We start from the raw sequence: 25,919 nt of genomic DNA, 5'->3' as shown, positions 1-25,919 counted from the left end.
ACTCAAGCTCCTTTCTTGTCGTTTTCGGAAACGACGATTGTAATATGACTTGTGCGTTTGTTGATTTTAGATGCCGTACCTTTAGCACGAGGACGAAAACGTTTCATAGTTGGTCCTTCGTTGGCATAAGCTTCCTTGATCACCAAATCTGCTCTGTCAAGAGCAAAATTATTTTCAGCATTCGCAACCGCTGAATTGAGCACCTTATATACCGGCTCAGTACCTGTATTAGGCAAGAATTTCAGGATTGCGTAAGCTTCATTAACACTTTTGCCACGAACAGTATCAAGGACCAATCGAGCTTTACGAGGCGCGATTCGAACTTGAAAAGCTGTGGCTTTTGCAGATGTAACATTTTCAGCCATGACTTACTCCTTACTTTCCTGTCTTCTTATCATCACTACCAGCATGTCCACGGAAAGTACGAGTTGGAACAAACTCTCCGAGTTTGTGACCAACCATATCATCTTGGATATATACCGGAACGTGCTTGCGACCATCGTAAACAGCAATCGTAAAACCAATAAAACTTGGAAAGATTGTTGAACGACGTGACCAAGTACGGATGACTGGTTTTTTACTTTGGCCTTTTAATTGCTCGATCTTCTTTAACAACGATGGATCAGCAAAAGGTCCTTTTTTCAAACTACGACTCATCTAAACCTCCGATTACTTACCCTTCCGTCCACGAACAATGAACTTAGTTGATGGCTTCTTCTTATCACGAGTCTTCTTACCATAAGACTTCTTGCCCCATGGGCTCATAGGACTCGGATGACCGACAGGAGCTTTTCCTTCACCACCACCATGTGGGTGATCATTCGGGTTCATAACAGAACCACGAACATGTGGAGTCTTGCCGCGCCAGCGGGAACGACCTGCCTTACCCCAACTGATAAGTGAATGTTCAGCGTTGCCAACTTCACCAATCGTTGCACGAGAAGTAGCAGGGATCATACGAACTTCGCCAGATGATAAACGAATAATCACATATTTGCCAGCATCATCCTTACCTAAAATTTGTGCCGAAGTACCAGCCGAACGAGCCAGCTGACCGCCCTTACCAGGTTTTAATTCTATATTGTGAATTAATGTACCTTCGGGAATGTTGCCTAACGGCAACGCATTACCGACCTTAATATCGGCATCGGGACCAGACTGAACTTTAGTTCCAGCTTCTAATCCCTTAGGCGCCAAGATATAACTCTTCACACCATCTTCATAAACGAGCAAAGCAATATTAGCAGTCCGATTAGGATCATACTCGATTGCTTTAACCGTGGCAGTCTTGTCGTCCTTGATTCGTTTGAAATCAATAATACGATATTGCTGCTTATGACCACCACCATGATGGCGAACAGTCATACGACCTTCAGCGTTACGAGCGCCGGTCTTAGATTTTTTTGCCAACAAACTTTTCTCTGGTGTCGTTTTTGTAATAACGGAAAAATCAAATCCGCTCATATTACGACGTCCATTAGTTGTCGGTTTATAAGTCTTGATAGCCATGCGTTACTCCTTTCTAAAAAATTATTTATTTTCTTCTTGGTTTTTGAAAACTTCGATGTCTTTTGAATCAGCAGTTAAACTAACGGTGGCCTTTTTGCGATTGCGTGTAAGCCCTTGGTAACGGCCCATTCGCTTATTTTTCCCACGAACATTAGCAATATTAACCTTCTTGACTGTAACGCCAAAAACATCAGCAACCGCCACCTTAACATCGGTCTTGGTAGCCTTCCGATTAACTTCAAACTGATAAACCTTGCGATCAGCGCCAGCCATCGATGATTCAGTGATTATTGGTCGTAAAATTACGTCGCGTGCCTGCATTAGCCTAATACCTCCTCAACTTGTTTTACAGCTGACTGTACGATAACAACTTTCTGAGCCTTCACTAGGTCGTAAACATTAACGCCACTAGCCGTGGTTACTTGAACATTTGGCAAATTACGAGCCGAAAGTTTTGCATTTTCGTTTGCATCGTCAACCACCAACAAAGTCTTCTTGGTAGCCTCTAATTTGTTCAAACTATCAGCAATAGCTTTCGTTGAAGGCTTCTCAAAATTAAGCTCGTCGATAATAACGAAGTTCTTTGCTGAAACTTTATCTGATAGAACACTCTTCAAAGCCAAACGATAAGCCTTGCGGTTTATTTTATAAGCATAAGGGCGAGGAATCGGGCCCATCGAAATTGCACCGCCACGCCATTGTGGAGCACGGATCGAACCTTGACGAGCGTTACCAGTTCCTTTTTGACGCCATGGCTTTCTCCCACCACCAGAAACAGTAGAACGATTCTTGACCGAATGAGTACCTTGACGCAAAGATGCACGTTGCATCAAAACCGCATCAGTAACTACAGCTTCGTTAGGTTCAATTGCAAAAATCGAATCTGCTAACTCGACTTCACCAGCTTGAGTACCATCTTGTTTATATAAAGCAACTTTAGTCATAATGTTCTCCTTTCTTATTCTGCGGAAGCAGAGTCATTTTTTGTTTCTGCTTGTTTTTTTTCTGTAGAAGCCGTGTCTTTGGCTTCTGCTTTAACTTCTTGTCCAACTGTGCCACCCAACTTGATTTTGCTTGCTTTAAATGGTTTAACAGTAGACTTGATAGTCACAAAGCTTTTATTTGCTCCGGGAACATTACCTTTGATTAAAATCAAATTATTCGCCGGATCAACGCCTGCAACCAAAAGTTTTTGTGCGGTTCTGAGGTCGCCACCCATTTGTCCAGGAAGAAGTTTTCCTTTAAAGACTTTGTTGATGATAGATCCCATTGAACCAGGACGACGATGGTAACGAGATCCGTGGGCCATTGGTCCACGTGACTGTCCCAAACGTTTTATAGATCCTTGGAAACCATGTCCCTTTGTAATTCCTTGGACATCAACATATTCACCAGCGGCAAAAACATCGACTTTAACTTTATCGCCTTGTTTATAATCGCCTTGCGCGTCACGAATTTCGCGAACGTAGCGCTTAGGGGCCGCGCTAGCTTTTTTTGCGTGACCTTGTTCAGGTTTATTAGCGGCAATCTTGCGCTTGTCAAAGACGCCGAGCTGCAAAGCTGAATAGCCATCAGTCTCGGGAGTCTTTACTTGCAGCACCACATTTGGCAATGCTTCAATGACAGTCACAGGAATAAGCTCGCCTTTATCAGTAAAAACCTGAGTCATACCGACTTTTCGGCCTAAGATACCTTTTGTCATGACTTTCTCCTTAATTATTAAATGATCAAAGCTTGATTTCGATTGCTACACCAGCTGGTAGGTCTAACTTGCGAAGCGAGTCAACAGTTTTATCAGTTGGATTAACCAAATCAATCAAGCGCTTATGTGTACGCATTTCAAATTGCTCTCGTGAATCCTTGTGCTTATGAGGCGAACGCAAAATAGTATATATAGTGCGCTCAGTCGGCAAAGGAATTGGACCAACTACCTGCGCACCAGTGCGTTTTGCAGTTTCAACAATTTTTGCCGCTGAAGCATCGATCGTACGATACTCATAAGCCTTCAAGCGAATCCGAATTTTTCTTTCTGCCATAATTTATCCTTTCGTTGATTTTCAAAATCAGCTTGCTCCATTCAAAAACCGGCATCTCAACGCCATGGCAACGGTGCCGAGCGTGTCGCAACCTTGAATATCATTGCTAATCATTGATATACCGGCGTTTTCGGCCGTATTAAAGCGTAAAACGTAAAAGGCATACTTGTATATGTTACAGCAAAAGCCCTTGTGGGGCAAGGACTTCCGCCATAAAAATTAGAAATTAGTACCAGCCATTCTGTTGCCAAAAACTAATCGCAGCAGAAACGGAAGCATAACGGGCAGAAATATATGCCTGCATCGCTTTTAATTGCAGTTGATAGTTCCCTTTAACCTGATCCCAAGTCATACCAAGATATGTCTCGTAAGCAGCCTCGCTAAGTTGGCCGATTCCTTTATAAGAACCATTAACAGCGTTCGGATTACCGGACGATTCGCGAGAAATAAGCCAGTTAATATCATCACTGCCGGATGAAATCGAACTGCTGGAGCTCGAAGAAGAAACAGACGTTTGTGGAATAGAGGATGACGAGCTGATTTTTGCAGCGTAACTATAGCTGCTTGAAACACTGGACCTTTGTACAGTATTTTGCGATTCACTGTACATACTCGTGCCGGTCGCAGTTGAGCTTGAGTAGCTACTTTCGCTTATAGAACTGCTGGAACTTTGGGAAGAAGTTTGAACGCTGCTTAGAGTTTGTTGGCTACTGCTGGTCGCAGCATAAGAAACATTGTTCTCCAAAGGAGTTGTATTTTGAACTGTCGACTTGACGTAATCCAGTTGTTGAAGCGTATTTCCTGTAGAAGTCTTGTCCTTTTTGCTTTTAGCTGTCGACGCTGGTGGGTTAAAAGTTGCTGCGGTTTGCCCAACCGACCTAGCAAGTCCTCTAGCCACAGAAAAAGAACTATTCGCTGAAGCATCTCAATGGTCGGCTTTACCCACCGTTGAGGGAATAAGAAAAGAAAAAGCAGCAAAACAAGCTAAAACAATTAATGCCTTAACTAGTCTCCTGACTTTCTTAGTGTAAAAATACCCACTCCCCATTGGAAAGTATTGTCCTATTTTTATTTTTCCTCAATATTTCAGATAAAGACATTTTTGGAGGATCAAACGAATAATGTAAAATTGCAGGTTACAATATGTGAGTAAATTAACTTTTTATATTGCAAAAAATAATATTTTTGTCACGAAAATGTAAAGTTACTTGGTATTCGAAGCAATTGAATTAATAATCATCGTCGTCATGATACGGTTTCCCGTTCGCTGAGGGTGAATGCCATCCGGAGAAAACCATTCCGGATGAGAGCGGGCAGAATCATACCAGTCAACAATATGCAGTCGTCGATCCTTTTTAGCTGCTGCGTTTAACAGCTGATTATTAGGGCCTTCCCAAGGCTTGCCCCCAGAGAATGAGTTAACCCAATATACTTGTCGAGAACCGGCAATGGAACGCACTTCTTGAATATTTTGTGCAGAAATTTCTCCATTTGTTCCAATAACCATCAAAATAATCGGATCCAGTTTTCCCTCTTTTTTTAAGTGACGCAAAATATCGATTGCGTTAAGAGTATGTCGGCCGACCTTTGCATTAACAATCGTCTTGGGCATAACCCATTGAATATCCGGCCCAACGTCCAATAAAAGTGAATCACCGACTGCAGTAATATTCAAGGATTCAACCTTGTGAATATTTTCACTGCTTGTGCCAAAGATAGAAGCCAATTGTTGTTCATGAGAATCGGAACTGCTGGAAGCAGATGAAGTTGAAGAAGATGAACTTTTTCGAGCCTGAACAGCCTTGTTGTTTCGCTTTTCAATTACTTTTGAACTCTTATTCAATTTTTGTTGAAGTTGGTCGGCATCTTTTGAACGAACCGCACTTTTGGAAATAAGGCCGAAGGCCGTGCCTCCAATGGCGAAAACAGCTACAGTGATCGACAAAATTGTTTTCCAATTAAATGCCAGTTTCGTTAAACGAAGAACGAATCCATGTCGAAAAGGCATTTCGATTAGTCGATAGGAAAGTTCGGAAACAAACAGAATAATCAGGACAGAAGTAATTGATCTCAATATATCATCAAGCAGAGAAACGACAGGGAAAATTCGTTCGATAATCATCATAATCGGCAATTGATAGAGATAAATCGAATAAGAACGCGAACCAATGTATCTAAAATAGCGATTGCCCATTAATAAACCAAATTCGCTTTGTGGATTACTTGATAAATAAAAGATTAAAATCGCCGTAAAAATACTCAGCAGCAACATTCCAAAGTAATAAACCCAGGCCTGGACTCCATTAGCAAGAATAAACAGTGCAATTAAGCCAAGCAAACTTAAGGAAATTAAATAGCCTGAAGTTTTTTTAAAAAAATGAGTATCCGGGTAATTTGTTTCGGACAGTAAGGAGAAGCGGCCAAAGACATAAAAATGGCAACAATCCCGCCAATAATGAATGAAAAAACTCTTGTATCCGTTCCATAATAGGCACGATTGGTTGAAATCGGCGAATATAAAATTGCAAACAAAGTCGCGGAAATCAAAGCAAAAATAGTTGGAACAATCAAGGCAAGTTGCCAACGCTTATCACCGAAATAAAGAATTAAGGATAAAAGAAGCGGCCAAAATAAATAAAACTGCGCTTCGACAGAAAGCGACCAAAGATGGGTAAAGACCGACCAATGAGCACTAGCAGCAAAATAAGAAAGCGAATTGGCAATTTGATACCAATTATTAACATAAAATATATTGCTTAATAGCGAACCCCTGATACCAAATAGTCCCTCAGGAAAAGCAACTGCTAAAACTGCGGTCGTTAAAAATATCATTACGATAAAAGCCGGGTACAGACGCCAGAAACGCCGTGAATAAAAACGTTTGATTCGAAAACGGCCCCGTTCGTAAAATTCATTAAGGATGATTCTTATCATTAAAAAACCTGAAATAACAAAAAAGACCGTCACTCCGGCAAATCCACCGGCAAAGATTTTCGGCCACAAGTGAAAAAGAATCACCCCAATAACCGAAAAGGCCCGCAAGCCCTCAATACCTGGAATAAAACTACTTTTTCTACTATCCCTCTTCATAATTCCAATATTACATTAAATTTACAAAATAACTTCAATCATTAAAAAAGCGTTACGTTAGTAATAATCATTCCGGAACTCTCAATCCCAACTCCGCCAACTGCTTTTCAGAAACTCTCGAAGGAGCTTTGGTCATTGGTTCAGTTGCATTAGAATTCTTTGGAAAAGCGATTACCTCTCGAATGTTTTCTTTGCCGGACAAAAGCATAGCCAAACGGTCCAGGCCCAGAGCAATTCCACCCATTGGTGGAAAACCATATTCCATTGCCTCAAGCAAAAATCCAAAGGCCTTTTCTGCCTGATCAGAAGTGAAACCCAAAGCCTTAAGCATTTTTTTCTGAATATCCATTGTGTGAATACGAATCGAACCGGAACCGAGCTCGTATCCATTAAGAACCAGGTCGTACGATTGAGCGTGTGCCAAATGAGGATCTTCACCATCGTCCAGATAATGCAGATCTTCCTCGTTAGGCATTGTAAAAGGATGGTGGGCTGCAATCCAGCGACCAAAATCCTCCGAATATTCGAAGAGAGGCCAGTCGACAATCCAGGCAAAATCCCATTTGCTTTCATCAATCAAATCAAGTTCTTTAGCAACGTATTTGCGTAAATACCCAAGAGTATCGGAAACAACCGAGAACGTGTCCGCAGCAAAGAATACCAAATCGCCATCGGACAGTGACAAAAAGGAAACCAACTGACCCTTTACATCAGACACAAACTTGGCAATTGGTCCAGAAAATTCTCCATTCTCAAATTTAATCCAGGCCAGTCCTTTAGCACCAAAACGTTTAATATAATCAGTCTGTCCATCAATCATTTTTCTTGTAAATTTCGTTGCTCCCTTTGGAGCGACGATTGCTTTAACGAAACCGCCCTTTTTAATAGCTCCGGTAAAGACAGTGAAATTTGTTTGTTTCATTATTTCGGAAACATCGTGAAGCTCGATGCCAAAACGTAAATCAGGTTTGTCGGAACCAAAACGGTCCATTGCTTCTTGCCAATGCAAAACCGGAAAACTGTTCGAGTCAATATTTGCCTTGACAACATCGGACATAATCTGGGTAATCCAGCGATTAACAAGTTCCATGATTTCGCCTTGATTCATGAAGGACGTTTCCATATCAAGCTGGGTAAATTCTGGTTGACGATCGCCACGCAGATCTTCGTCACGAAAACAACGGGCAATTTGGAAATAACGATCAAAGCCAGCACCCATTAACAATTGCTTGAATAACTGCGGTGACTGAGGTAAAGCATAAAAACTTCCTGGGTAAATGCGCGAAGGAACCAAATAATCGCGCGCGCCTTCCGGAGTACTCTTGGCAAGATACGGCGTTTCAATATCCAAGAAACCATTTTCTTCCATAAAACGCATCGAAGAAGACATAATTTTCGAGCGCAAAATCAAGCCTTTTTGCATCTCTGGACGGCGAAGATCAAGGTAACGATACTTTAATTTTAATTCTTCGTTAACGTCGACTCCGTCTTCGATATCAAAAGGAGGCGTTTTTGATTCGGCTAAAATTTCTGCTTGGTGAACAAGCACTTCGACTTTTCCTGTCTTCATTTTCGGATTAATCGCTGATTCTGCCCTGAGAGAAACAACTCCGGTAATTGAAATAACATACTCGCTACGAATTCTTTCAGCCGTCTTTAGAGCGTCTTTAGAAAATTCATCAGAAAAAGTCAACTGAACAATTCCTTCGCGATCACGTAAATCAACAAAAATCAATCCGCCGAGATCCCGACGTTTCTGAACCCAACCCTTTAAAGTAATTGCCTGACCAGCCATTTTTTCATTTACTAAACCTGCATAAACTGTTCTTTGTTTTCCACTCATGAAAAATCCCCAATTGTTAACTTATCCAATAATATTTTTTTCTGGCTGCCATCGGCCATTTTCTTAATTGTTACTTTTTTGTTTTTAACTTCTTCTTCACCAATCACAATAGAATATCGCGACTTGGTTCGATCGGCAGATTTTAATTGCGATTTCATTGATCGATCAGTGTAATCAAGCAAAACTCCGAAATGAAATTTTTCACGTAATCGCTTTGCCAGCAAATTTGCAAACTCATTAACCGATTTATCGGTTTGAACGATATAAACATCGTTATGATCCTGATCTTCAATTTGGCCAACTAAAGTGATCAGTCGTTCCAAACCAATCCCAAAACCAATTGCCGGCGTCTCCGGACCGCCGAATTCCTCAACCATCCCCGAATAGCGTCCACCACCACAAACGGTTGCAGATGATTTAAGTTTTGGATCCCGTGTTTCGATTTCAAAAATCGTGTTATTGTAATAATCCAAACCGCGAACCAATTTATTATCAATTTCGTAACTGATATCGAAATCATCTAAAGCTTTGGTAACTTTTTTAAAGCGATCTTTCGATTCCTGATTTAAATAATCCAAAATTTTTGGTGCATCAATAAGCAGTTCCTGGTCTTTTGGATCTTTTGAATCTAAAATCCGCAAGGGATTTGATTTCAAACGATTTTTCGAATCATTACTTAACCGATCTTCAAATTGCTTTAAATAATCCACCAGAGCGCTCCGATAATTAGTTCGGGATTCCTCGTCGCCAAGCGAATTTATTTTGACAATAAAATTATCTAAATTGAATTCTTGAAAAAAATCAATCGCCATTTGAATAATTTGTGCATCCAAAAAAGGAGAATCGGAACCAAAACTTTCAACGCCCAACTGATGAAATTCGCGTGTCCGCCCAGCTTGTGGCCTTTCATAACGGAACATAGATTCCAAGTAGTAAAGATTAACCGGCTTTTCATATTCGGGTCCATACAGCTTATTCTCTACATAGGCGCGAACTACTCCGGCAGTGCCTTCCGGACGTAAAGCCAGGTGCCGATTGCCTTTATCGTAGAAATCATACATTTCTTTGCTAACAACATCCGATGAATCCCCGGAAGTACGTGCAAAAATTTCGTAGTTTTCAAATAAAGGTGTATCGATCCTGCCAAAACGATAACGGCGACCGAAAATTTCCTGAGCTGCTCGATTAATTTTATCCCAAATTGCTTGAACGGCCGGCAACAAATCAGCCGTTCCTTTTGGTTTTTGAAAAAGTTTATCAGACATACATAGGAAATTTTAACACTGGATAAATGTTGTCAGAATAATTTTGATATATGATCTGCCTGTGCTTAGAAGGATTTTAAAAAAACAGGTTCCTTTAATCGTTTCGGCTGTTTTAATTATTGCTGGTTTATTGTTAGTGGCCTCGATTTATGTTCCTGATCAAATCAAGAAAAGCAGCAATTTAAAATCAATTACTACCAAAGCCAAGAAAACGGTTTTGCGTGACGGCCCGGGACCGATGTACAAACAATTGGCAACTTTTTCAAATTCAGAAAAATTAACGATTCTTAAAGAGAAACACGGGTGGCTGAAAGTTCGTTCAAGTATCGACAAAAAAACCGGCTGGGTTGCCAGTTGGGTTGCAGAAGAAAAAGCAAATAATGTCAGTAAAGTCACCCGAATGACAGAAGCAACGATTGTTTTGGATCCTGGGCATGGTGGATCAGATCCAGGATCATTGGCGATTGATGGGGCGACAGATCCTAAGTATTTCGAAAAAACCTATACTTTAAGGACAGCACGAAAAATTAAAAAAGCTCTGGAATCAACCGGTGCCCGTGTAATTATGACTCGCGACAGTGATAAACTTTTGTGGCCGCTTTCCAAAATAAGCAATATCTCAAAAAAATATCATGCCGATGCTTTTATCAGTATTCATTTCGATAACTATACGGTTGCAAATGCAGCGACTGGCTTTACTGAATATTATTATCATAAAAAAACGACTAATTCATACAGCCTTGCAGAAACCCTGAAAAAGCATTTTAATAATTTACCCTTATCAAACCGCGGTGTGAGATCCGGAAACTTTTACGTAATCCACTATACTTATCTCCCCTCTGTATTGTTGGAAATGGGTTACTTAAATAATTCAAACGATTTTCAGTACATAAAATCAGCTTCCTACCAAGAAGCCATTGCTCAAGACGTCAAAAAAGGATTGCAGGACTGGTTTGACAATGTCCAGCCATCTTTATCAAAGACAAAATAAAAACAAGTTTTATGATAAAACTTGTTTTTAATAACGGCATGAAAAAGTTTAATGAAAGCTGCGGGTTACCTCATAAACGTCATGAACGCCGGCAATCGAATCAATTATATGCTGCAGTTGTTCAACATTTTTTACCCCGACAGTCAAACTGATAATACCAACACCGTCTTTTTCATTATGAGCCGATACGGCATTCAGATAATGAGTATTAGAGTTAACCGAACGAATAACATCGTTTAAAATACCCGGACGATCGGAACTGCTGACAGTCAAATCAGCATCATAATTCGGCCTATTGCCATCCGGATTATTCCATTCAACTTCAATAATACGCTCGCCTTTTTCAATCGATTTTTTAATATTAGGACAGTTGGCACGATGAACAGTTACCCCACGTCCTTTTGTGATATAGCCAATAATTTTATCCCCGGGAATCGGCGTACAACATTTAGAAAGGTGAATTAAAAGCGAATCGATACCAGCGATCGTGATGTCTTCTTCAGGACGATTTTTAACAATCGGAGCGCTGCCTTTTCTGATTAAGTCCTTTGCCGCATCCTCTTTACCAGAAAGCAAAGCTTTTTGAACTTCTTCGGCTTTCCTTTCGGCAATTTTTTTTCGGATGTCTTCCGTCAAACGATTACCGGCTTGTTGCAAGGAAACTTCCCCATAACCGATCATTGCCAACAAATCATCGCCCGAGAACAAATGCATCTTCGTAGCCGTAACGGTTAGGTTTTCTTCCGTCATCGCCTTATCAACTGGCAGCTGTTTCTCCTGCAAATATTCCTCAAGCATTTGCCGACCGCCTTCGATATTGGAAGAACGTGCCTGCTGGCGAAAATAAGCGCGAATCTTATTTCGAGCCCGTCGGCTCGCAACCAGCCCAAGCCAATCACGAGAAACTTTCGGCGTCGGTGAAGTCACAATTTCAACAATATCACCCGTTTGAATCTCATAATCTAAAGGCACAATTTTGCCATTTACTTTAGCGCCGACCGTGTGCAGCCCAATATCAGAGTGAATAGCAAAAGCCATATCAATTGGCTTAGAACCAACAGGTAGTTCAAAAACGTCACCTTTAGGCGTAAAAGCATATACTCGGTCAGAGAAAAGATCGCCTTTAACGGTATCGACAAACTGCTCTGCATCAGTTGCACCCTCTTGCAATTCAAGGATCCCTTGGATTGCATTCAAATGCTGCTGATCCGAATCGCTGACGCGAGCCTGTTTTTCAGAACCTTTATTTTCTTTATAAGCCCAGTGAGCAGCAACACCAAACTCTGCAACCTGGTGCATCTCAAAAGTGCGGATTTGAACTTCCAACGGATGACCATTCGGACCGATAATCGTCGTATGTAGTGACTGATAGCCATTGGGTTTTGGCAACGCAATGTAATCTTTAAAACGCCCTGGCAGGGGCTTCCAATTAGCGTGAATCGTACCCAATGCCGCGTAACAATCGGCAACACTGTCAACCAACACACGAATTGCGAGCAAATCATAAATTTCCGAAAACTGTTTATGCTTATCGGTCATTTTCCGATAAATTGAATAAATATGCTTTGGTCTGCCGGTAACTTCAAAATGACCAATTTTCAAATCACTAATTACTTTTTCTATTTGTTTTGTCGCCGAAGCAATATCGGCATCACGCTCTTCACGACGAGAATGCATCATTTTGGCAATTCGATGATATTCATCCGGATCAAGATAACGAAGACTCAAATCTTCAAGTTCCCATTTAATATTGGCAAGCCCAAGTCGATGAGCCAGAGGAGCATAAATATCAAGTGTTTCGCTGGCAATCCGATGCTGCTTTTCCGGTCGATGGACCTGAAGAGTTCGCATATTATGCAAACGATCGGCAAGTTTAACGATAATAACCCGGACATCCTTAGCCATTGCCAACAGCAATTTACGGTGATTTTCAGCCATGTTTTCTTCGGTCGATTCATAATGAATCCTACCAAGTTTGGTCACACCGTCAACAATATCGGCAACATCATCGCCGTAATTCTGACGAATTTCATCATTTGTTTCTGGCGTATCTTCGACAACATCATGCAAGAAACCAGCAGCAATCGTGTCTGGATCCATTTTCAAATCCGCTAAGATTCCAGCAACCTGAATCGGGTGATAAATATAGTCTTCTCCAGACTTGCGTTTTTGGCCTGCATGCATCTTTTTTGCAAGTTGATAAGCGGAATCAACTCGTTTGACCTGATCAGGAGCTAAATACTTTACATAAATATCGTGGACATCTTCAAAAGAGCGATTCTCAATTTTTGCCATCATGAAGCTCCTTAAAACCGTCGTCAACCGGTATTTGCTTATCCAAATCAGAATCATGATTATCGTCGCCGACAAAAGTAAAAAGCGCAAGAACAACATAAAAGGCGGCGAAGAAATAAGCATAACTGTAAGTAATCAGCGAAGAACCAAAAACAAGCTTGGAAAAATAATTAATCAGGCTAAAAGTTAAAGGAAAAATGAAGATACCCCAAAAACGTAATCCAAAACGGCGGAAATAATAACCACTATACAACGAGAAACCACCAAAAATAACTCCTAGTAACCAAATTATTCTCCTGGATCCATCCAAAAAATGTGCTCGAAAAATTAACGGTCCTAAGGCACTCAGAAGAATCGAAATCATAAACCAAAATAAATATCGCTTTTTAATTATCTTAACCATAATAAGTTAGCTCAATTCTATCAAAAGACTGACGGATGAGAGCAAATAAAGTGGAGCTGTTTCCGCACGCAGAATTCTCGGACCCAATCCGGCTGTGATGAAACCGCTTGATTCAAGTTTTTTAATCTCTTTTTTGCTGATTCCCCCCTCAGGACCAAAAACAGCAACGATCTCATTGAACTTGGAATCAAGTTTTGCCAAACGAATCATTTTAAACAAATTCGATTTTTCTCCGGCCTTAGCACTCTCTTCCCAAGCAACAATACCAATTTGATGATCACTTAATCCAGCTTGTTCAATAAATTTTTTTTCATAAATAATTTCTGGAACAAGCAGGCGATGGGATTGTTCAGCTGCTCCCTTAACAATTTTTTCATAACGTTGAAGTTTCTTTTCGATTTTTATATCTTTAACAACACTATAGGAAAAATTAGTGAGAATGATCTTAAAAACGCCTAGTTCAGTTGCTTTTTGAATAAGCCAATCCAGATGATCAGATTTTAAAAGCGGAACAACAATTGTCGTCTTGACCGGTATTTCCGGATCTTTCGAAAGTTTATCCAGCCGATTAAAAAAGACTTCCATTGCAGAGATCTCATTAACCCGAACTAAATAAGCCGATTGACCGGCAACCAATTCAACCAAATCTTTATCCTTGACACGCAGAACATCTTTTAAATGATGAAAAACATCGGGATTATTTTTTTTGGAAATCTTATTTCCCGATAAAAATTCCTGGCTATTCTCTAAAAAAAAGCGCGAAGTCACTTTAAAGCCTTGTCGAACGGTCCATTCAAAACAACTTTGCCCTGCATTCTTCCGCTTTCAACCAGTTTATAGGCCTGCCGTAAATTTTCGGCATTAATTAGATCAAAAGTTTTATTAAGTGTCGTTTTTAAGATTCCGGCGTCCAACAAAATAGCAATTTTATCAAGCGCCTGGCCCTGACTCAAAATATTATGATTGAAATCCGATTTGGCAAACATATATTCCCATTTGAATTGCACTGCAATGTTTTTCAAAGGCCCCATATTTAAAGGCTTATTGGTGCCTACAATTGACACCAGCTGTCCGTACGGTTTAATATGCTTAATCGCAATATCCCAGTAGAGAGCCGGATCGTAGAGAAAAACAATATAGTCGAATTTTTGATCGGCCAGTGTTTCGTCAATATTTTCATAATCGTAGATTTTATCGACTGAATACTTTTTTAGCCATTCGATCGATTCCGATGAATGAGCAGTTACCGAAAGATTAATGCCAAGATAAGCTGCCATTTGCAGCAGCACAGAGCCAACACCACCAGCCCCATTAATTACCAACATATTTTTGCCATCGGCTGCGTGATTTTGAAATCTTAAGCCAAGTTGATCAACAAGAATCTCATAAGCCGTGATACTGGTTAACGGCATTGCTGCAATTTCACTTTTATTTAATTTTTCCGGTGCACGACCAACCAGTCTTTCATCGACCGCCTGAAATTTTTCATTACTACCGGGTCGCTGGGTCGTGCCGGCATAATAAACCCGATCCCCCGCATGAAAACGAGTGACATCTTTCCCGGTATTTTTGACAATTCCAAAAGCATCGTAACCAAGAATTTTAATCTTGGATGCCACTCCTGTTTGACGCAGCTTAGTATCAACCGGATTGACAGAAACTGCCTGAACTTCTACTAAAAGATCGTGAGGATCAAGTACCGGCACATCGGTTTGACCATCAAGCAAGGAATTATTCTCTTCAATAGTCGAAACATTCTTATCAAAGAAAACAGCTGGTTGCTTTTCTGAATTAAAAATTTGGGAGAGCTTTTTTGTTGTTTGGGATATCTTATTATTCGCCATTTTTTATCTCACTTGTCTGAATAGATTGTAACGTTTTTTTGCTGATTAAGTAGTGCTGCTTTTTGGGATCGAAAATCATTTGGAAACTACTTTTTGACCAAGATGCAGCATTATACTCTGAAAAATACTTATCCCAATGAATAGAGATAAGAATGTATTGCAAAAAGGCAATCTGTGATTGATTGAGATCACTGATACTGGTTTGTTTTTCAGCTGCAGCCAGGTCTTTTTCAGAGGAAGCGCTGAGTTTGTCGAGCACCTTTGATAAGATAATCTGCCTTACTTTATAGTCCACCGTAACCGTATGAAAATTATTCAGACTGACACTTTCGATTTTCACTTGACGATTTTTAAATTCTAGACGATAAATTCTTTCGGCAATTTTATCTAAAACCTGATTTTTCTTATATTGATGATTCTTGTAAATCAAAGAATTGCTTAAAACAAGTCCATTTAATAGATTCTTTTTTATTTTTTTATATAAAGCTCTTTCGAAGTGGCCTTGCCGCCATACAAATACTTTTCCGATAGATTATTAGAAACAGCCCCTGAAAAAATGCTTTTCGCGTCTTTTTCTGCCATTGCTAGTGTCGGCCTATTTTGAAAACGATAAAAGATCGAAAAGAAAGTCAACAAAAGCACGGCAATTGTCGCCGAAAAAAATAATCCTTTGGAATGATCAATTTTCACGAGAGTCCCTTATTATACTGTTCATCATCTGAATTCTTCAAAATAGCCATAAAGGCTTCTTGGGGAACATCTACCCGCCCAATCGATTTCATTCGCGCTTTGCCGGCCCGTTGTTTATCGAGCAGTTTGGCACGTCGATCAGGATCTCCGGTGTGAATCTTAACGGTAACATCTTTTCGATAAGCCTTAATATTTGTTCGAGCAATAATTTTTGATCCAATCGCTGCCTGAATCGGAATTTCAAAGTTCTGGCGAGGAATAACTTTCTTTAGTTTTCCAGTTACGACCCGAGCCCGATTGTCGGCGAAATCTTTATGAGATATAAAACTCAAAGCATCGACCTTGTCACCATTTAACAAAATGTCGATCTTTTTTAAGTCAGAAACAAAGAATCCAGCAAGACTGTAATCGAGACTGGCATAACCCTTGGTAGAAGACTTTATTTTATCGAAGAAATCAAAAATTATCTCCGATAAAGGCATCTTATATTTAACGTTGACACGTGATTTATCGAGATAATCCATTGTATCGAAGATTCCGCGCTTAGCTTGCGCAAGTTCCATTACTGTGCCAACGTACTGTTCGGGAACCATAATCGTTGCATTGACAAAGGGTTCGCGAATTTCTTTAATGCTGCTGGCATCCGGGATATCAGACGGATTGGAAATATCTTCCTCACTCCCATCGGTTTTGATTACATGATAAGTAACCGTGGGCGCCGTAATAACGATTTCCAAGTCGAACTCGCGTTCCAAACGTTCTTGAACAACATCCATGTGCAGCAAGCCGAGAAAACCGACACGGAAACCAAAACCGAGTGCAGTTGAAGTCTCCGGTTCGTATTCTAGGCTGGCATCATTAAGACTTAATTTATCCAAAGCATCGCGAAGCTCATTATATTTACCATTATCGGTTGGATAAATACCGGCATAAACCATTGGCGTCATTGGCCGATATCCTTGAAGCGCCTTTTGAGCGGGACGATCGGCATTTGTGACTGTATCGCCGGAACGCGCTATATGGATGTCCTTGATAGAAGCGGTTAAATAGCCAACATCTCCGGCAATCAATTCTTTTCGTGGTGTAGCGTCGGGAAAAAAAACGCCCAGTTCAGTGACTTCATAATCAGCACCGGCATTCATTAAACGAATTTTATCGCCAAGATGAATTTGACCCTCTTTGACACGAATCGATAAAACAACCCCGCGATAGGAATCGTATTTCGAATCAAAAATTAGGGCCTGTAAAGGAGCATTCAAATCCCCGGTGGGAGCCGGAATTATTTTAACGATTTTCTCAAGAAGATCAGCAACTCCCAGACCAGTTTTGGCAGAAACATCAGCTGCATCACTTGTGTCGATTCCAATATCGTCTTCAATCTCTGCTTTGGTTCCTTTTGGATCGGCCGACGGAAGATCGATCTTGTTAATAACCGGCAAGATTTCCAAATCATTATCAATTGCTAAATAAACGTTCGCCAAAGTCTGGGCTTGAACTCCCTGAGTTGCATCAACGACCAAAAGCGCCCCATCAGCAGCAGCAAGAGCGCGGGAAACTTCATAGGAAAAATCCACGTGACCAGGAGTATCGATCAAATGAAAAATGTAGCGTTGGCCATCTTTGGCATCATAGTGAACTTCGACAGAATTCATCTTGATCGTGATTCCTCGTTCGCGTTCCAACGGCATGTCGTCAAGAATCTGCGCCTTCATTTGCCTTTGAGCAACCGAATGAGTCATCTCGAGAATTCGATCAGCTAAAGTCGATTTCCCGTGATCAATATGAGCAACAATACTGAAATTACGAATATGTTTTTGACGATCTAATTGTTCTTCGAATGTGGACATCATCTTAATTTTATCAATCAAGCTTCCTAAACAAAAATTATCGCTTAAGACAACAATCAATTTAAAGAAATAGTTTGAAAATTGCTTGTATCTTCTTTGAAAAAAAATCTCTTTGCTTTGTTCTAACAGACTATCATTAAGCACCAATTTAAACAATCCGGTTGCGGAATAGTTTTCGTAGTATAAAGTCCTTGTTTCCAAAGCAACCGCCGAACGATAAACCGTATAAGTGTCTGAACGGGACGACATCTTCGGAACTGTAACGGAATTTAAAATATTGCGGGCATTAACGAGCTGTTCTTCCTGATCGGCTGCCGAATCACTTCTTTCTTTTAAATAAGCTGCGCGAATAAATCTAGCGCTGGGAGTATAACCGCCCGGCAACTGTTTTTTACCGGAAAAATCTTTTGAAGCAACATGCTGGGAATTGTAGGACAGTTGTCCATTCAAGTATTCGGGAAGCAAAGGCATATAGTCATTCAGTTTATTGACTTCGCGTTTAAAATTAGGAGCATTCGTTACGACGCCCAAAGGATTTTCAATGACCCGCATCGGCATCGACAAAGGTTCGATAATAACAAAACGTCCACTAGGATCAGCAGCAGCATAATGCAGATCGGCGTCGCCATATTTGTTCAGCGCTTCGTTGTCATTTATAACCTCGATTGACGGCAAGGACTCGATCAATTCCTGGACCGAACGAAAATTTGTCATTGCCCAAAAGGCAAATTCAAAAGGAGCCAACTGAATTTTCTTTTCATTTCTCGTTTTGGCATATTGCCGACTGGCATTGGCAAAAGTCAATTTTTGTACGGATAAACCAAATTCATTCACGCCATCCGATAAATCGGCGTGCATTTTTCGGTCATGGCCTGATCCAATAGCAGCATATTTATTGATGTATTCTTTCCCATCGTAAACTGAACTCCACTTATACCCACGCGGAACAAAAAGTGGAAAGGCATATAAACCGTGCCAATCCATTGTCCGAGAAAGAAGGTGACTGTGGTCATATGCGATTTGAAATATCGAAGTACACATAATCTAATTTTAGAGCAAAGAAAAAACAGTTTTTAAAAACTGCTCAATCATAAATTCACTTATGGATGAACATCGCATCCCCGAAAGAAAAGAAACGATATTTTTCTTGAATCGCGTGCTTATATGCATTTAGGATATTTTCACGACCCGTAAACGCGGCGACCAGCATAACAAGCGTTGATTTTGGTAAATGAAAGTTGGTAATAAAAGCGTCGACAGTTGTCCATCTGAAACCAGGTTTAATAAATATATCAGTCCAACCGGAGTCCGCCTGAACATTGCCTCCATATTTATCCCTGTTAAATTTATGACCAATTGTTTCCAAAGTTCGAATCGTTGTTGTACCGGTAGCAACAATCCGACCGCCATTATTGCGAACTTGGTTGATCTGGTCGGCCGCTGCCTGGCTCAATTGGTAAAATTCGGAATGCATTTTATGTTTGTCAATATTTTCCTCTTCGACCGGACGAAAAGTTCCAAGGCCAACATGCAAAGTCAATTCGATTGTTTTAATGCCCTTTGCGCGAACCTTGTCAAGCAGTTCCGGAGTCCAATGCAAGCCGGCAGTTGGAGCTGCCGCCGATCCTTCAATTTTTGAATATACTGTTTGATAGCGTTCCTGGTCTTTTAATTTCTCTTTAATGTATGGCGGAAGCGGCATTTCGCCAAGCTTATCCAACAATTCCATAAAAATTCCATCATATTGAAATTCCACATAACGGCCACCATGTTCAAGTTCGCCAACAACTTTACCGGTCATGATCGTTTCATTCTCATTACCAAAATCAATTACCGAACCAACCGGAAATTTCTTGGCCGGTTTAATCAAAGTTTCCCAAACATCGCCATGATCCTGTCTTAATAAAAGTACTTCGACATGTCCCTTGGTTTCAGGACGCCAGCCACGCAGCCGAGCCGGAATAACACGCGAATTGTTCATTACAAGCGCATCACCAGGATTTAGATAATCGATAATGTCATAAAAATGCTTGTCTTCATAAGCGCCGGTCTTAGCATTTAAAAGGAGCAAACGTGAGGCATCTCGCTGTTTTAAAGGGGTTTGAGCAATTAATTCATGCGGCAAATTATAATCAAAATCACTCAAAGTATAGTGTGGTACTTTTTCTTCAGTCATTTTTTTCTTCTTTCAAAAAATAATTACTTGCAAACGGAGATTAAAAAACAAATCGGCCTAATCCTCTTTAAACGGCTCGGTCAAAAAAATCAATTCAAGCTATAGCTATATATATTATTCAAATCAAGACAGACCGGTCTGATAGGGAATCTGAAGATGCTCATAAGCAGCTTGGGTCGCCTGGCGACCCCGCGGAGTTCTTTGAATAAAACCGATTTGGAGTAAATAAGGTTCGACCATTTCCTCGACCGTTTCACTATCTTCGCCAATATTAGAAGCAAGGGCATTCACGCCGGCTGGACCACCTTTATATTGGTGTATCAAAGTATTGAGATATTTCAAGTCGGTCTCGTCCAATCCGCGAGCGTCAACATGTAATTTGTTTAAAGCGTTGTCAACAATCTGTTCGTCAATTGTATCTTTGCCGGCAACCTGAGCAAAATCGCGGACTCTTTTCAGCAAACGGTTAACAATTCTAGGTGTCCCCCGCGAACGCAAAGCCAATTCAGCAGCACCGGAACCGGCAATCGAAGTATCGAAAATTTCAGCTGTACGTTTGGCTATCAATTTTAAATCGCTAACCGGATAAAATTGCATATGAGCAACAATCCCAAACCGATCCCTTAATGGTGCTGAAAGCATTCCAGCTCTTGTAGTTGCACCAATCAAAGTAAAGGGCGGTAACGGAAAATGAATCGCATGAGCCGTTTCTCCCTGGCCAACAACGATATCAACATAAAAATCTTCCATTGCCGAATAAAGAACTTCTTCAACCGACTTTGGCAAGCGATGAATTTCATCGATAAATAAAATATCGCCGGCGGTCAATTCATTCAATAAAGCAACCAGATCACCGGTTTTTTCAATGGCCGGTCCCGAGGTTGTTTTAATTTTCGCTCCCATCTCGTTGGCAATAACAATCGCCAAAGTAGTTTTGCCCAACCCAGGTGGTCCAAAAAGCAAAACGTGATCAAGAGCTTCGTCCCGTTGTTTGGCGGCTTTTAAATACACAGACAGTTGATCCTTAATCTCTTTTTGACCAATATATTCCCTCAAATACTTTGGTCTCAATGTCAATTCAGAATCGATCTCGTCCGCGATTGGTTTTGCATCTAAAATTTTTTGATCTTCATCATTCATTTGGTTAATAGTTTAAGTCCTTTTTGAATATATGCATCGGTTGTTAATTCACCAAGACTGGCTAATTTTGGATTTATTTTGTTAACTTCTTTTGAAGAAAAGCCCAAAGCCACTAGGGCGGCCAAGGCATCATCCAATTCAGCAGAATTTTCCAACAGATTCTTCATCGGAGCGATATTTTTCGAAAAATCGCCCAATTTTCCCTTGAGATCAAGAACGATCTGTTGGGCGGTTTTATTTCCGATACCCGGGAACTTAGTTAAATATTTCGGTTTACCGTTCTCGACAGCGGCAATCAGCCCATCACGATCGCCACCGGCAATAATTGCCAAGGCCGATTTTGGTCCGATTCCGGAAACATTGAGCAGTTTTTGAAAAAGATTCCTTTCTTTAACTGTTTTAAAACCATAAAGACTAATCTGATTATCACGAACAATTTGTTCAGTAAAGATTGTCGTTTGATCGTTTTGATTATATTCATAAGGGTTGGGCGTAAAAACGCGAAAACCAATTCCATTAACATCGATGCCCACGTAACCCGCCGCGATCGTTTTAATGATGCCCGTCAAAAAGTCATACATATTAAAATTATAGCCGTGTTAAAAAAGACCCGCAGAAGGATCTTTCAAACTCATTGAGCCGCTTCGGTGCGCTTCAGAAAAGCCGCCAAATTGTTATAAAATTCCACCGGATGATCGACTGCATGATGGTGGCCACCGTCTTTGTTAACAAACAATTCCGCTCTGGGAATCGTTTTTGCTGTTTCTTTCATCGACCAGACAGGCATCGTATCTTTTTCGCCGGTTGTGAGAAGCATTGGAATTTTAATATTATGCAAACGCGGACGAATATTCCAATCTTTCAAAATACCGGTAACGACGAATTCGTTATTTCCTTGAAAGTGATTATAAACATCAGTTGCCAAAAGATCAGGACCGGCATCGGGATTGTAGTTCGCCGTTCTCTCGATATTCTCTTTATACAATTTATTTAGATCGGCATGATAGCGAGAATCGGAAAAATCTTCCTTGGCTTCAATTGATTTCATATAGTCTACTTCGTCCTGACCAAGCAAATCCAAACGTTCCTGATTAATCGAGGTGACATAATCCTTAATGTTATCTGTCATTGAATAAACAATTGAGCCTTTCAAATGTTCGGGATGAGCCAAACTGTATTCGTAGGTCAACACACCACCCCAGGAATGCCCTAACAGATAAAAATGATCAAGGCCCATCAAAGAGCGGACTTCTTCCAATTCATCCAAATAATATTGATAATTCAAAAATTTATCAACGTTTTCCTTCTTCGTCCAGTCGGGTGATTCCGACCAGAAAGAACCAAGCTGATCGTAAGTGAATACTTGAACATCCATACCAACATATTTTTGAAAATTTTCTGCCCACGGCCAGAATTCTTTGGAAGTTCCACCGGGTCCGCCATGAAGAGTCAACAATTTAATCGGTGCATCGGGGTTTCCAAAAGAAGCCGACCAAATGTCGTAACCGTTTTTTAAATGCAAAATCTTTGTCTGATGTTTCATTAATAGCCTTCTTTTAAATTAACTTCGTTAACGGCCAGTTTACCATTGGCCAAATAACTTTTTAAGTTCGGTCCGAAAATTTTATAAGCATCGCGTTGGAAATGTTCCAAAAGCGCTGAGGAGTGAGGAGTTACGATCACATTCTCCATCTTCCAAAGTGGTGAATCACTCGCAAGCGGTTCATGCTCAAAAACATCCAAAGCAGCACCGGATAAGATATCAGCTTTCAAAGCTTTAATTAGGTCCTTCTCAACAACACTCGGTCCCCGGCCAACATTGATAAAAATTGGTTGTTTTTTAAACAGTGAAAAGAAATCCGAGTCGAAATAACCACGAGTCTGTGTTGTCAAGGGCATGTCACTGATCAAATAGTCGGCATCCGCAAAATCTCCCAACTGCTCTTGAGTAATAACCCGATCAAAATATTTAAGATCCTTTCCGTGGCGATTAACACCAATAACTTCAACATCAAAAGCCTGCAATATTTTAGCGATTGCTGAACCAATTGCGCCAGTCCCGAAAATAAGAATTTTCTTATCCTGCAATTGCTTGATTTTTGGAAAATTAAAGTCCCAACTTTGCTTTGCTTGATTTGCAAGAGCGAATTTTAATCCGCGATTCAAAATCAAAATGTAAGCCAGAACATTTTCCGAAATTGCTTCAGAATGAAGGCCACTCATATTAGAAACCATAATTCCGCGTTTTGCCAGTTGATCAAGTGGCAAAAAATCAATCCCAGCAGAAATTGTTTGAACCCATTTTAGGGATTTACCGTTTGGAACGACTTTGCCAAACCAAGAACTGAAGCCATAACCTTTTTGAAGATGACTAAATTGGCCATAAACAATTTCAATTTGGTCGACCAGTTCATTAGTCATCTCGTCAGCGTTAATCAATTCTAAATCAGGAAAATCACGATGGATCTGTTTAAGATCCGGATCCTTAATTTTTTGCAACAACAATAATTTTGTCATATCTTCATTCTACAAAAGTTGTTTGAACTATACTCGATCTATGGCTAAATTCAATCAGACAAGATTAAACAAATTGCAAAAGACCCTTGTCGATAAACAGATCGACTTCGCTTTTATTTCAGACTATAAAACAATTCAATATATCACCGGATTCGGTTCCAATCCTTATGAAAGGATTTTGGCAATGATCGTTTTTGCCGATAAGGATCCTTTCATCTTCGCACCGGCTTTAGAAGTCGAAGTCGTTAAATCGGTTGGCTGGCCCTACGACTTATATGGCTACCAAGATAATGAAGACGGCTTAGAAATGATCTATGACCATATTAAAGAGCGTAGCGCCAATCCAAAAAAAATAGCAACCGAGCAGGGAAATTTGACTCTATCTCGTTTTAATCGCCTTCAGGCAGCTTTTCCAGATGCCGATTATTCATTTAATTTAACGCCGGTTATCGAGCATCAGCGTCTGATTAAAGACGAAGATGAAATAAAGAAGCTTGAACAAGCCGGTAGGGATGCCGATTTAGCTTTCGAAGCCGGTTTTAAGGCTCTGAAAGTCGGCAAAACAGAACTCCAAGTTGCTGCCAAACTTGAATTTGCAACAAAAAACCGCAATGTTCCGGAAATGTCCTTTGGTACTCTGGTTCAAACAGCCGAACATGCGGCCGATCCTCACGGGGAAACATCGGACTTGGCGTTAAAAAATAATTCACTGGTTCTGTTTGACCTGGGCACTGTTTATAAAGGGTATATCTCGGATGCCAGTCGGACGGTTGCTTTGGGTACGCCAACCGATCATATGCGAGAAGTTCACCAAGTAGTCTTGGAAGCCCAGTTAGCAGCTCAGGCAGCCGTTAAGCCAGGCATAACTGCTGCCTCGTTGGACAAAATAGCTCGCGATATCATTGAAAAGGCCGGTTATGGAAAATATTTCATCCACCGCTTAGGGCACGGAATGGGCATGTCCGAACACGAATACCCTTCAATTATGCAGGGCAACGATCTCGTCTTGGAACCGGGGATGTGTTTTAGTCTCGAACCCGGTGTATATATTCCAGGAGACTTGGGAGTCCGCATCGAAGACTGCGTCCACGTCACCGAAAACGGTTGTCAACCGTTCACTCACATGGATAAAAAATTACAGTTATTTTAATTAATGAAAAACCGGATTTAAATCCGGTTTTTCTTATGGAAACAACTATTAAAATCAGGGAATATTCTTAACATTAGTTTTTTTTAGAAGAGGAAGAATTCACAGGTCGGCCGAAGATTGTTAAAATGTAGCAAGAGGAATTCTTTATGGTTGCAAAATTACAGGACGTCGCTAAAAGAGCTGGCGTAACAATCACAACGGTTTCGCGCGTCTTAAACGATTTTCCACACGTTTCCAAAAAAACCCATGATAAGGTCTATGCAGCAATTAGAGCGTTGAACTATCACCCAAACGCCTTAGCGCGTTCGCTGCAAGGGAAATCATCAAAATTTATTGGTTTAATTTTCCCAACAATTGCAAATCCCTTTTTCTCAGAACTTTCAAACGAATTGGAAGTCAAGCTATCTGCTAAGGGATATAAGATCATTATTGCCAGTTCGGCAAACAATGTCGAAGCGGAAAGACGCTATCTTGGAATGCTGGCTGCCAATATGGTTGAAGGGATTATCACAGGCTCGCATAATCTTGGTGTTGAAGAGTACGATCAGGTGAATATGCCAATTGTTTCTTTCGATCGTTTTTTGTCGGACAAAATTCCAATTGTTTCTTCGGACAATCTCAATGGCGGAAAGTTGGCTACCCAGTATTTAATTGATCAAGGAGCCAAAAGAATTGCCATTATTACTGATGATGACGATTCAAAATCCCCAACCTCATTGCGGGCAATCGGTGCTTTAAATCCGATCCATAAAGCAAACGTTCAAGCTGAAGAATTTTCTTTTCCGGATGCTCACTTCACGGAAGAAAAAAAATCCGAAGAGTTGAAAGATTTGCTTTCTGGAAATAAATTCGATGGTATTTTCGCCAACAACGATACGACTGCTCTTCAAATCAATAAAATCATTAAAGAGAACAATTTTAAAAAAATCCCTGTGGTTGGTTACGACGGTACAGCTTTTGTTCGTTTGTACCTAACCGACATCGCAACAATCGTTCAGCCGATTTCCCAAATTGCCGACGCCTTGATTGATCTTCTCTTTAAACGAATAGAAAAACCGGATATCCATTTTGCCAATCCTCCATTACTTCCGGTTGAATTATTTAAAAGTTAAAAAAAAATCCC

At 40.5% G+C, this 25,919-nt stretch carries 27 protein-coding genes; 3 read left to right on the top strand and 24 right to left on the bottom strand.

Going from position 1 to position 25,919, the window contains the following annotated elements; all coding sequences use genetic code 11:
* Nucleotides 1-2: 2 nt before the first annotated feature.
* The 12 genes from rplV to hisS form a co-directional block, all read right to left on the bottom strand.
* A complete protein-coding gene (gene rplV / locus J3U91_RS02855; protein ID WP_002818459.1) occupies nt 3-365 on the bottom strand; it encodes a 50S ribosomal protein L22 in 363 nt (120 codons plus the stop codon).
* Nucleotides 366-375: 10 nt separating this feature from the next.
* Nucleotides 376-657, bottom strand: a complete 282-nt coding sequence (rpsS, locus tag J3U91_RS02850; RefSeq protein ID WP_002818458.1) for a 30S ribosomal protein S19 — start codon at nt 655-657, stop codon at nt 376-378.
* Nucleotides 658-669: 12 nt separating this feature from the next.
* Entirely contained in the window at nt 670-1,509 is an 840-nt protein-coding gene (gene rplB, locus J3U91_RS02845) for a 50S ribosomal protein L2 (protein WP_002818457.1), read from the bottom strand.
* A gap of 21 nt (nt 1,510-1,530) precedes the next feature.
* Nucleotides 1,531-1,830 carry a 50S ribosomal protein L23 gene (gene rplW, locus J3U91_RS02840; RefSeq protein ID WP_002817273.1) on the bottom strand — a complete coding sequence of 100 codons (300 nt, stop codon included), beginning with the start codon at nt 1,828-1,830 and terminating at the stop codon, nt 1,531-1,533.
* Complete coding sequence (gene rplD / locus J3U91_RS02835; RefSeq protein WP_002818456.1) at nt 1,830-2,453, bottom strand: 50S ribosomal protein L4; 624 nt, start codon at nt 2,451-2,453, stop codon at nt 1,830-1,832. Before rplD ends, rplW begins: the two co-directional genes overlap by 1 nt.
* A gap of 14 nt (nt 2,454-2,467) precedes the next feature.
* Entirely contained in the window at nt 2,468-3,211 is a 744-nt protein-coding gene (gene rplC / locus J3U91_RS02830) for a 50S ribosomal protein L3 (protein WP_002818455.1), read from the bottom strand.
* A gap of 25 nt (nt 3,212-3,236) precedes the next feature.
* Nucleotides 3,237-3,545, bottom strand: a complete 309-nt coding sequence (gene rpsJ, locus J3U91_RS02825) for a 30S ribosomal protein S10 (protein ID WP_002817271.1) — start codon at nt 3,543-3,545, stop codon at nt 3,237-3,239.
* Between the two features lie 226 nt (nt 3,546-3,771).
* Entirely contained in the window at nt 3,772-4,443 is a 672-nt protein-coding gene (locus J3U91_RS02820; protein ID WP_002820377.1) for an aggregation-promoting factor C-terminal-like domain-containing protein, read from the bottom strand.
* 306 nt (nt 4,444-4,749) lie between these two features.
* Complete coding sequence (locus tag J3U91_RS02815; protein ID WP_002818451.1) at nt 4,750-5,883, bottom strand: acyltransferase family protein; 1,134 nt, start codon at nt 5,881-5,883, stop codon at nt 4,750-4,752.
* Nucleotides 5,884-5,894: 11 nt separating this feature from the next.
* A complete protein-coding gene (locus J3U91_RS02810) occupies nt 5,895-6,635 on the bottom strand; it encodes an acyltransferase family protein (protein ID WP_002818449.1) in 741 nt (246 codons plus the stop codon).
* 67 nt (nt 6,636-6,702) lie between these two features.
* Nucleotides 6,703-8,478 carry an aspartate--tRNA ligase gene (gene aspS, locus J3U91_RS02805; RefSeq protein ID WP_002818448.1) on the bottom strand — a complete coding sequence of 592 codons (1,776 nt, stop codon included), beginning with the start codon at nt 8,476-8,478 and terminating at the stop codon, nt 6,703-6,705.
* On the bottom strand, nt 8,475-9,743 hold the full coding sequence (gene hisS / locus J3U91_RS02800; protein ID WP_002818447.1) for a histidine--tRNA ligase: 1,269 nt from the start codon (nt 9,741-9,743) through the stop codon (nt 8,475-8,477). Before hisS ends, aspS begins: the two co-directional genes overlap by 4 nt.
* 61 nt (nt 9,744-9,804) lie before the next feature.
* On the opposite strand from hisS, the gene J3U91_RS02795 reads away from it, so the two are divergent.
* Entirely contained in the window at nt 9,805-10,734 is a 930-nt protein-coding gene (locus J3U91_RS02795; protein WP_002818446.1) for an N-acetylmuramoyl-L-alanine amidase family protein, read from the top strand.
* 48 nt (nt 10,735-10,782) lie between these two features.
* On the opposite strand, the gene J3U91_RS02790 is transcribed toward J3U91_RS02795, so the two are convergent.
* The 12 genes from J3U91_RS02790 to J3U91_RS02730 form a co-directional block, all read right to left on the bottom strand.
* A complete protein-coding gene (locus tag J3U91_RS02790; protein WP_002818445.1) occupies nt 10,783-13,029 on the bottom strand; it encodes a RelA/SpoT family protein in 2,247 nt (748 codons plus the stop codon).
* Entirely contained in the window at nt 13,016-13,432 is a 417-nt protein-coding gene (locus tag J3U91_RS02785) for a hypothetical protein (RefSeq protein ID WP_002818444.1), read from the bottom strand. The genes J3U91_RS02790 and J3U91_RS02785 overlap by 14 nt, the downstream gene beginning before the upstream one ends.
* Nucleotides 13,433-13,438: 6 nt before the next feature.
* A complete protein-coding gene (locus J3U91_RS02780) occupies nt 13,439-14,200 on the bottom strand; it encodes an RsmE family RNA methyltransferase (protein ID WP_002818443.1) in 762 nt (253 codons plus the stop codon).
* Nucleotides 14,197-15,276, bottom strand: coding sequence for a zinc-binding alcohol dehydrogenase family protein (locus J3U91_RS02775; RefSeq protein ID WP_002818442.1), 1,080 nt, complete (start codon nt 15,274-15,276; stop codon nt 14,197-14,199). The genes J3U91_RS02780 and J3U91_RS02775 overlap by 4 nt, the downstream gene beginning before the upstream one ends.
* The gene (locus J3U91_RS02770; RefSeq protein ID WP_002818441.1) at nt 15,266-15,706 is read right to left on the bottom strand and encodes a hypothetical protein; all 441 of its coding nucleotides are present in this window, start codon (nt 15,704-15,706) and stop codon (nt 15,266-15,268) included. The genes J3U91_RS02775 and J3U91_RS02770 overlap by 11 nt, the downstream gene beginning before the upstream one ends.
* A gap of 38 nt (nt 15,707-15,744) precedes the next feature.
* Entirely contained in the window at nt 15,745-15,966 is a 222-nt protein-coding gene (locus J3U91_RS02765; protein ID WP_002818440.1) for a hypothetical protein, read from the bottom strand.
* On the bottom strand, nt 15,963-18,797 hold the full coding sequence (lepA, locus tag J3U91_RS02760; protein WP_002818439.1) for a translation elongation factor 4: 2,835 nt from the start codon (nt 18,795-18,797) through the stop codon (nt 15,963-15,965). The genes J3U91_RS02765 and lepA overlap by 4 nt, the downstream gene beginning before the upstream one ends.
* Nucleotides 18,798-18,909: 112 nt before the next feature.
* Nucleotides 18,910-19,989, bottom strand: a complete 1,080-nt coding sequence (gene queA / locus J3U91_RS02750; RefSeq protein WP_002818438.1) for a tRNA preQ1(34) S-adenosylmethionine ribosyltransferase-isomerase QueA — start codon at nt 19,987-19,989, stop codon at nt 18,910-18,912.
* A gap of 123 nt (nt 19,990-20,112) precedes the next feature.
* Nucleotides 20,113-21,129, bottom strand: a complete 1,017-nt coding sequence (gene ruvB, locus J3U91_RS02745; protein WP_002818435.1) for a Holliday junction branch migration DNA helicase RuvB — start codon at nt 21,127-21,129, stop codon at nt 20,113-20,115.
* Nucleotides 21,126-21,710 carry a Holliday junction branch migration protein RuvA gene (gene ruvA, locus J3U91_RS02740; protein ID WP_011677520.1) on the bottom strand — a complete coding sequence of 195 codons (585 nt, stop codon included), beginning with the start codon at nt 21,708-21,710 and terminating at the stop codon, nt 21,126-21,128. Before ruvA ends, ruvB begins: the two co-directional genes overlap by 4 nt.
* 50 nt (nt 21,711-21,760) lie before the next feature.
* Entirely contained in the window at nt 21,761-22,672 is a 912-nt protein-coding gene (locus J3U91_RS02735) for a proline iminopeptidase-family hydrolase (protein WP_002818432.1), read from the bottom strand.
* Nucleotides 22,672-23,646, bottom strand: a complete 975-nt coding sequence (locus tag J3U91_RS02730) for a phosphoglycerate dehydrogenase (RefSeq protein WP_002818430.1) — start codon at nt 23,644-23,646, stop codon at nt 22,672-22,674. Before J3U91_RS02730 ends, J3U91_RS02735 begins: the two co-directional genes overlap by 1 nt.
* Nucleotides 23,647-23,686: 40 nt before the next feature.
* Between J3U91_RS02730 and J3U91_RS02725 the strand changes: the two genes are divergently transcribed.
* Together J3U91_RS02725 and J3U91_RS02720 are read left to right on the top strand one after the other, a co-directional pair.
* Nucleotides 23,687-24,796 (top strand): aminopeptidase P family protein, encoded by a 1,110-nt coding sequence (locus J3U91_RS02725; protein ID WP_002818429.1) that lies wholly within the window; start codon nt 23,687-23,689, stop codon nt 24,794-24,796.
* Between the two features lie 146 nt (nt 24,797-24,942).
* On the top strand, nt 24,943-25,908 hold the full coding sequence (locus tag J3U91_RS02720; RefSeq protein ID WP_002818428.1) for a LacI family DNA-binding transcriptional regulator: 966 nt from the start codon (nt 24,943-24,945) through the stop codon (nt 25,906-25,908).
* Nucleotides 25,909-25,919: the final 11 nt, after the last annotated feature.

It is taken from the genome of Oenococcus oeni, from assembly GCF_020510245.1.
In the GTDB taxonomy this organism is placed as follows: Bacteria; Bacillota; Bacilli; order Lactobacillales; family Lactobacillaceae; genus Oenococcus; species Oenococcus oeni.
Note: the sequence above shows the minus strand (reverse complement) of the source record. Positions and strands in the feature narration are given on the sequence as shown.